Consider the following 7,454-nt stretch of genomic DNA (forward strand, 5'->3'; position numbering starts at 1 on the left):
CACCCACACCCACACCCGCAACACCCACACCCGAAACCCCACCCACCACCAAACCCACCAACCGCTCCGCCACCAACACCGGAGTCGGAAAGTCGAAGACCATGGAGGCGGAGAACGACTGGCCGGTTTCGGCGGTCACGAGGTTGCGTAGTTCCACGGCGGTGAGCGACGTGATGCCGAGTTCCTTGAAGGTGAGACTGCCGTCGACGTCGGCCAGGTCGGCATAGTCGAGCGTCTCGGCCACCAGGCGACGTACGAGCAGTTCGGCGGCGGGCCGGCGCTCGTGCTCGGGCAGCGCCAACAGCCGCCCAGCCCAGCTGGCCGGGTCGACCTCCGCCGCCCCGGTCGCGGGTGCCTCCGGCGCGGTCGACGGAGGCACGTCGACCGGCACGGCGGAGCCGGCGGTGGAGGCGGTGGCGGTGGCGGTGGAGGCGGTGCCGGCGGAGGAGGCGGCGGTGTCGATCCAGTACGGTCGCCGCTGGAACGCGTAGGTCGGCAGGTCGGCGCGGTCCGCGTCCGGCCACAGTGGGGACCAGTTCACCGGCACACCGTGGGAGTGCAGCCGGGCCAGCGCGGTCAACGCCGTCGTCGGCTCGTCGCGGTCCCGCCGCAGCAGGACGGCGTACGCCGTGTCGTCGGAGCTGCCGGAGCCGGCGTCGTGCTCCGCCTCGGCCAGCCCGGTCAGCACCGGGTCCGGGCCGAGTTCCAGGAACGCGGTGACCCCGGCCGACCGCAGCGTACGCAGGCCGTCGAGGAAACGGACGGGTCGACGGATCTGCGCCGCCCAGTACGTCGGGTCGGTGTATTCGGCCTGCACCAGCTTCCCGGACACGTTCGACACCACCGGCACCTGGGGCGTCCGGGCGGGTATGCCGGCCGCGACGCGGGTGAACTCGTCCAGCGCCGGGTCCATGTGGGCGGAGTGGAAGGCGTGGCTGACCCGGAGCCGTCGGGTCTTGACGGCGAGTTGGTCGAAGCGGGCGGCGAGGTCGGTGACGGCGTCGGCGTCGCCGGAGACGACGACCGCGTTCGGGCCGTTCACGGCGGCGAGGTCCAGCCGTGCGGCGAAGTCGGCGAGGTGGGCGGTCACCACGTCCTCCGGCGCGGCGATCGCCAGCATCGCGCCGCCGGCCGGCGCGGCCTGCATCAGTCGACCACGGGCGGCGACGAGCAGACAGGCGTCGGGCAGGGACCAGACCCCGGCGGCGTACCCGGCGGACAGTTCACCGATCGAGTGACCGAGCAGGTAGTCGGGGCGTACCCCGAAGGAGACGGTGAGCTGGTGGAGCGCCGTCTGGAGGGCGAACAGCGCGGGTTGCGTGTAGCCGGTCTGGTCCAGCGCGGTCGGATCGTCCCAGACGACCTCGCGCAGCGGCCGGTCCAGGTGCCTGTCGAGTTCCGCGCACACCTCGTCGAACGCCTCGGCGAAGACCGGCGAGGCGTCGTACAGGTCGCGTCCCATCCCGGGGCGTTGCGCGCCCTGCCCGGTGAACAGGAAGCCCAGGGTGCCGGTGTCGGCCCGACCGGTGACCAGTCCCGCCCGGCGACGGCCGTCGGCGAGGTCGGCCAACCCGGCGAGCAGTTCCTCACGGTCGCGGCCGACCACGACGGCCCGGTGGTCGAAGCCGCTGCGGCCGGCCAGCGAACGGCCGACAGCGCCGATCGGCACCGTGGGCCGGTCGGTGAGATGGCGGTGCAGGCGGTGCGCCTGGGCGCGCAGCGCCGCCGGGGTACGACCGGACAGCGGCCAGACGACCCGGGCGACGGCGGGTGCGGCCACCTGGGTGCCCGACGGCGTCCCGGGCCCGTCGACGGACGTCGGGGCGTCAACGGCGGCGGGCGGCGCGGGCCACGGGCCGAGGACCAGGTGGCAGTTGGTGCCGCCCATGCCGAACGACGAGACGCCGGCCAGGGGCCGGTTGACGGGCCAGACCGCGAGGGTGGTCTGCACGGTCAGTCGGGTGGCCGCGAAGTCGATCGCCGGGTTGGGCGTCTCATGGTGCAGGGAGGCGGGAATCAGCCCGTGCCGCAGGGCGAGCGCCGTCTTGATCAGCCCCACCACCCCGGCGGCGCCCTCCAGGTGGCCCACATTGGTCTTGGCCGAGCCGACCAGCAACCGGTCACCGGGTGCCAGTGCCGTGCCGACCACCGCACCGAGTGCGGCGGCCTCGATCGGGTCACCCACCGGGGTTCCGGTGCCGTGCAGTTCCACGTAGCCGGTGTCGGCCGGGTCGGTGCCGGCCCGGGTGTGCGCGAGCTGGACGACCTGCTCCTGGCCGGCCTGGCTGGGCGTGGTCAGCCCGTCGCCGCCACCGTCGTTGTTGACGGCACCGCCGTGGATAACGCAGAAGATCCGGTCGCCGTCGGCGACCGCGTCGGCGAGCCGCTTCAGCACGACCAGGCCACCGCCCTCACCGCGGACGTAGCCGTCGGCGTGGGCGTCGAACAGGTGGGTACGCCCGGTGGGTGACAGGCCACCGAAGCCGCGTACGGCGTCGGTGCTCTCCCCGGTCAGGATCAGGTTGACTCCGCCGGCGAGCACCATCGTGCACTCGCCGGCGTGCAGCGACTCGATCGCCCGGTGCACCGCCACCAGTGCCGACGACTGGCCGGTGTCGACCACCATGCTCGGCCCGGCCAGGCCCAGCCGGTAGGAGACCCGGTTGGCGATGACGCTGCGGTGCAGCCCGGTCAGCGTGTGCGGGCCGGGGTCGCCGCCACCGCGCCGGGTGAGGGTGGCGTAGTCGTCCTGGATCGTGCCGATGAACACCCCGGTCGACGAGCCGCGCAGCGGCGTCGGGTCGGCCCCGGCGTGCTCCAGCGCCTCCCAGGCCAGTTCCAGCATCAGCCGCTGCTGCGGGTCCATCGCGGCGGCCTCGCGGGGCGACACCCCGAAGAACGGGGCGTCGAAGCCGGCCACGTCGTCGAGGAAGCCGCCACGACGGACCGTGCCCGGGTCGCCGGACCAGCGGTCGGTCGGCGCTTCCCGGATCGCCTCCTCCCCGCGTACCAACAGGTCCCAGAACTCGTCCGGGGAGGCGGCGCCGGGGAATCGGCAGGACATTCCGATGACCGCGATGGCGTCCTGGTACGCGGGGGCAGTGCTTCCCATGGATGGCCGTCCCTGTTCGAGGTTGGGTGTCGGGCGCGGAGGTCAGGCGACGGCGGCGAGCACCTCGTGCAGGCGTGCCGAGAAGGCGCGGGGGTGGGTGGTGTGGCCGTTGCGGCCACCGGGGAACTCCACCACCGCCGTGCCGAGTTCGTCGGCGAGTGCCTCCGCGCAGACGTACGCCCAGATGTCCTGTGAGATGCAGCCGCCGGCCGGGACCACCCGGATGCCGGTCTGCTTGAGCCGGGCGATGTCGTCGGCGTCGAGCTGGCAGTTGCGGAAGGCCGGGCCGTCGTACTTGACGAAGAACTCGATGTTCGCGGCCCGGTCGACCGTCATCGGTTGGAAGTCGACGCCCGGTTCCATCTCCAGCGTGGTCAGGTCGATGCCGCTGAGTGCCGCCATCTGCTTCATGGCGGGGCCCCAACCGTCGTTGTGGTAGGCGCGTTCGGCCGCGGCCACCCCCCGTACGACCCGCTCGCGGGTGGCCGCCGGCAGCAGTCGCAGGGTGGGGGCCTCGTGGGCGACCAGGGTGCGGACCTGCTCCGGGTGGCGCAGCGAGAGATAGAGCCCGATCGCCGCACCGTAGCCGGAGCCGAGCACGTGGGCCGGCTGGTCGGTGAGGTGGGCGAGCAGGGCGCTCGCGTCGTCGGCATGGGTCTCCATGGTCAACGCTGCGGGTGGCCCGTCGAGTTTGCTGCGGGACAGGCCGCGCCGGTCGTAGGTCACCACCGTGTACCGGTCGGCGAGTTGCTGTACGAGATAGCTGGTCCGGCCGGCGTCACCCTCACCGGCCTGGAGGACCAGCAACACCGGCCCCTGGCCCTGGACCTCGTAATACAGACGTGCTCCGGGTACGCCAAAGGTCCCGGCATCGACATCGTCGGCCACGATCGCGTCCACTGAATCCCCTCCGTTGCGCACTCGGAACGTGTGACGGTTCGACGCTAGACAGAGGGCCTAGAACGCATCTAAAACGGCACTTCACTCCAGCCAGGTCGGCTTCTCCAGCAGGGTGAGGACGGCGGCGGAGCAGAGCCATCCCGGGCCCTGGGAGACCAGCAGGAGGTGGTCGCCGGGGTGGACCTGCCCGGTGTCGAGCAGGTGGTCCAGTGAGATGACCAGGTCGGCGGCGCCGACGTGGCCGACCGACCGGCCATAGTCCCATGTCGATAGAGACACGTCGATGCCGAGCGGGCCGAGGGTGGTGAACTCGGTCATCCGGGCGTCCTCGTTGATGGTGATCACCCGGGCCAGGTCGGCGACGTTGAGGTCCGCGTCGACCAGCGCCCGGCGGATGATGCCGACGTCGAACTCGCTGAGGCTCTCCACGGCCCGGGCCAGCGGCATCTCGTCGTCGGTGAAGGCGGCCGCCCGCGCGGTCATCGACACCTGTTCGGCGCTCTGCTCGACCGGCGGGGTCAACGGGCCGTCGCCGCGGTGCCACCGTTCCAGCCCGGGCAGGGTGCCGGAACAGATCGACCGGACCTCGGCGAAGCCGGGTTCGGTGGTGACGACGGCCGCCGCCGCACCGTCGGCGAGGATGTACGAGTCGCCGAAGCCGTGCCACCTGTCGACCAGCGGCGTCTCGAAGTTCTGGGCGGTGGTCAGCAGAGCCACGGCGAGTTCGGCCACGCCGGTGAGCTGCCCGACGGCGATCTCCAGCGCGGCGAGCAGCCCGTTGCAGCCCTGCCGGATCTCCAGGGAGCCGGCGCCGGCGACACCCAGCTCACGCAGGATGTAGCCGGGTGGGTAGGAGCCCTCGGGCCCCTGGTAGTAGACGCTCGCGTGGATGTGCGACTCGACGTCGGCGGTCCCGGCCGAGGACCGTTCCAGCGCGGTCCGGGCGGCCAGCACCGCCATGTCGAGGGCGGGCAGTTTCGTCGAGATGTGCGTCCCGGTCAGGCCGCTCGCCTCGAAGACCTCCGCCCGGTACCGGCCGTCCGCGACCGCGTCCTCGGCGCTCACCCAGTCGGGTAGGTGGTGGCCGATCCCGTCGAGATAGACACCTTCGACTCGCACGGGGTCCCTCCATTCTTCAGCTGTGTTCCGCCGCAGGCCGGCGGATCGTCAGTAGCCGAGCAGTTCCTGCCTGAGGTGACGCACCAGGGCGTCGGGGGTGGAGTGGTCGAAGACCACCGTGGGCGCGAGCCGCAGGTCCGTCTCCGTGCTGATCAGGTTGCGGACCGTCAGGGCGGACAGCGAGTCGAACCCGGCGTCCCGGAACCGCCGGTCCCGTTCGACGGTTTCGGCCGACGCCAGGCCGAGCACCGCCGCGACGTTGCGGCGTACCAGCTCCAGCAGGATCTGGTCCCGGTCGCCCTCGGGCGCGAGCACCAGCCGCTGCTTGAGGCCGGCCGGGGCGTCGGCGACGGCCCGTGCGGTGCGGCGGGTGCCGGCCGGGGCCAACGACCGCAGCAGCGCCGGGGCGTCGGGGGACCGCGACCAGGCGCCGGCCCCGGCCGCGACGACCAGTGACCCGCCGACGCGGCAGGCCGCCTCGACGAGGACGAGCTCGTCGGGTGACAGGTCCCCGGCGGGCCGTTCCCGCAGCAGCGCGACGGTCGGGGTGGCGCTGGTGACCGTCGCGTCGGGGTGGTCCAGCCGGACCACGGTGGTGGCTGCGTCCCCGCTGCCGTCGCCGGCCTCGATCCCGCACCCGCGCAGGAAGGCCACGGTCGCCCCGCGCGCCGCCGACGCGCCGCCGGTGACCAGCACCGGCCCGGTGACGTCGGGCGGCGTCGCGTCGTCCACCGGGACGGTGACCCGGGCCAGGCGGGGCGTCAGCACCGTCCCGCGACGGACGACCAGGTGCGGTTCGGCCAGGGCGAGCGCCGTCGTCAGTGCCCGCCAGGACGCCTTGACGCCGTCCACCACGACGGTGTCGCCATGGGCGGGCGTCGCACCGGCCGGCACGGCACCGGCCGGCACGGCGGTGGCCGGCACGGCGGTGGCCGGCACGGCGGTGGCCGGCACGGCGGTGGCCGGCACCGCGGTGGCCGGCACCGCGGTGGCCGGCACCGCGGCGGTTCCGGTGGTGCCCGCCCGGCCACGGCGGCGGGGGGCCGCGGCGGTCGGGTCCGGGCGCAGGGTGACGAGGCGACTGGTCTCCCAGGGGCTGTCGGCCGACGGCGCGGGGTCGGTGTCGCTGAGCAGGATGACGTCCGGACGGGCCGCGCCGGCTTCGACCGCGGCGGTGAGCGCGGCCAGGTCGGGGTACGCCTCGGCGTAGGTGTCCGCCGACATCAGCCCGGCGCGGGCCCGCAGGGGATCGGCGCCGACGACGACCATCGTCGGCGGCGACGGCGGGGTGGCCGGCGTGGACACCGGGACCCACTCCACCCGGAACAGGCCGTCCTGGGCGGCGGCGCTCGCGGTCCGGACCTCACCGGTCGGGCAGGGGCGGGTGGTGACGGCGGCGATCGTCGCCACCGGGGAACCGGTCGTGTCGGCGACGGTGACCTGCCCCGACGCGGCACGGTGCACCCGCAGCACGGTCGCGCCCACCGCCCGCAGGGTCACGCCGCGCAACTCGGCCAGCCGGGACGGCGCGTCGGCCGGGTCGTCGACGGCCCGCAGTGCGGCGTCCAGCAGGACCGGGTGCAGTCCGAATTGGTCCGCCTCGGCGCGCTGCCGGTCGGGCAGCCGGACCTCGGCGAAGACCTCACCGTCGCGCCGCCAGCGCGCGACACCGTCGGCGGCGGGCTCTCCGGTCGCGGCCGGCGGCGGCCACACCGTCAGGTCGACACCCGGCGACGGTACGCCGGCGGCGAGCGTGCCGGAGGCGTGGCAGCGCCAGGGCGCTCCGGCCGGGGTGTCCGCCCGTCGGGCGTGGATGCTCAGCGGCCGGCGGGCGTCGTCCCCCGGTGCGCCGATCTCCACCCGCAGGTGGACAGCCGCCCGGGCCGGCACGGTCAACGGCTCGTGCAGGGTCAGGGCGTCGACGTGGTCGAGCCCGACGTCGTCGCCGGCCTTCAGCGCCAGGTCGAGCAGGGCGGTGCCGGGCAGTACGACGGTGTCCCCGACGGTGTGGGCGGCCAGCCAGGGCAGGCCGGCCAGGGAGACGGTGCCGGTCAGCACCACCCCGCCGGAGCCGGGCAGTTCCACCGGGGCGCCGAGCAGCGCATGGTCGCCACGATCGGTGGTGACGCCGGACGGGGTGGTCTTGAGCCAGTAGTGCTCGTGCTGGAAGGGGTAGGTGGGCAGGTCGACCCGGACAGCCTCCGGAACGACCCGACCCCAATCAACCTCCACCCCCGCAACAAACGCCTCACCCAACGACAACAACACCCGACCCACACCACCCTCACCCCGACGCAACGTCGGCACCACCACACCACCCGAA

The 7,454-nt window shown here is 73.8% G+C and carries 4 protein-coding genes; all 4 read right to left on the reverse strand.

The annotated features are described in order from the left end of the window. Nucleotides 1-3,112, reverse strand: a 3,112-nt coding sequence (locus AB0C22_RS31130) for a beta-ketoacyl synthase N-terminal-like domain-containing protein (RefSeq protein WP_357538568.1), incomplete at its 3' end; no start/stop codon positions are given. 42 nt (nucleotides 3,113-3,154) lie between these two features. Next, a complete protein-coding gene (locus tag AB0C22_RS31135; RefSeq protein WP_208570965.1) occupies nucleotides 3,155-4,012 on the reverse strand; it encodes an alpha/beta hydrolase in 858 nt (285 codons plus the stop codon). 81 nt (nucleotides 4,013-4,093) lie between these two features. Then, nucleotides 4,094-5,131 carry a ketoacyl-ACP synthase III family protein gene (locus AB0C22_RS31140; RefSeq protein WP_357538570.1) on the reverse strand — a complete coding sequence of 346 codons (1,038 nt, stop codon included), beginning with the start codon at nucleotides 5,129-5,131 and terminating at the stop codon, nucleotides 4,094-4,096. 48 nt (nucleotides 5,132-5,179) lie between these two features. Next, on the reverse strand, nucleotides 5,180-7,454 hold a 2,275-nt coding region (locus tag AB0C22_RS31145; RefSeq protein ID WP_357538572.1), incomplete at its 5' end, for a phosphopantetheine-binding protein.

Source organism: Micromonospora sp. NPDC048894 (assembly GCF_040649765.1).
In the GTDB taxonomy this organism is placed as follows: domain Bacteria; phylum Actinomycetota; class Actinomycetes; order Mycobacteriales; family Micromonosporaceae; genus Micromonospora; species Micromonospora antibiotica.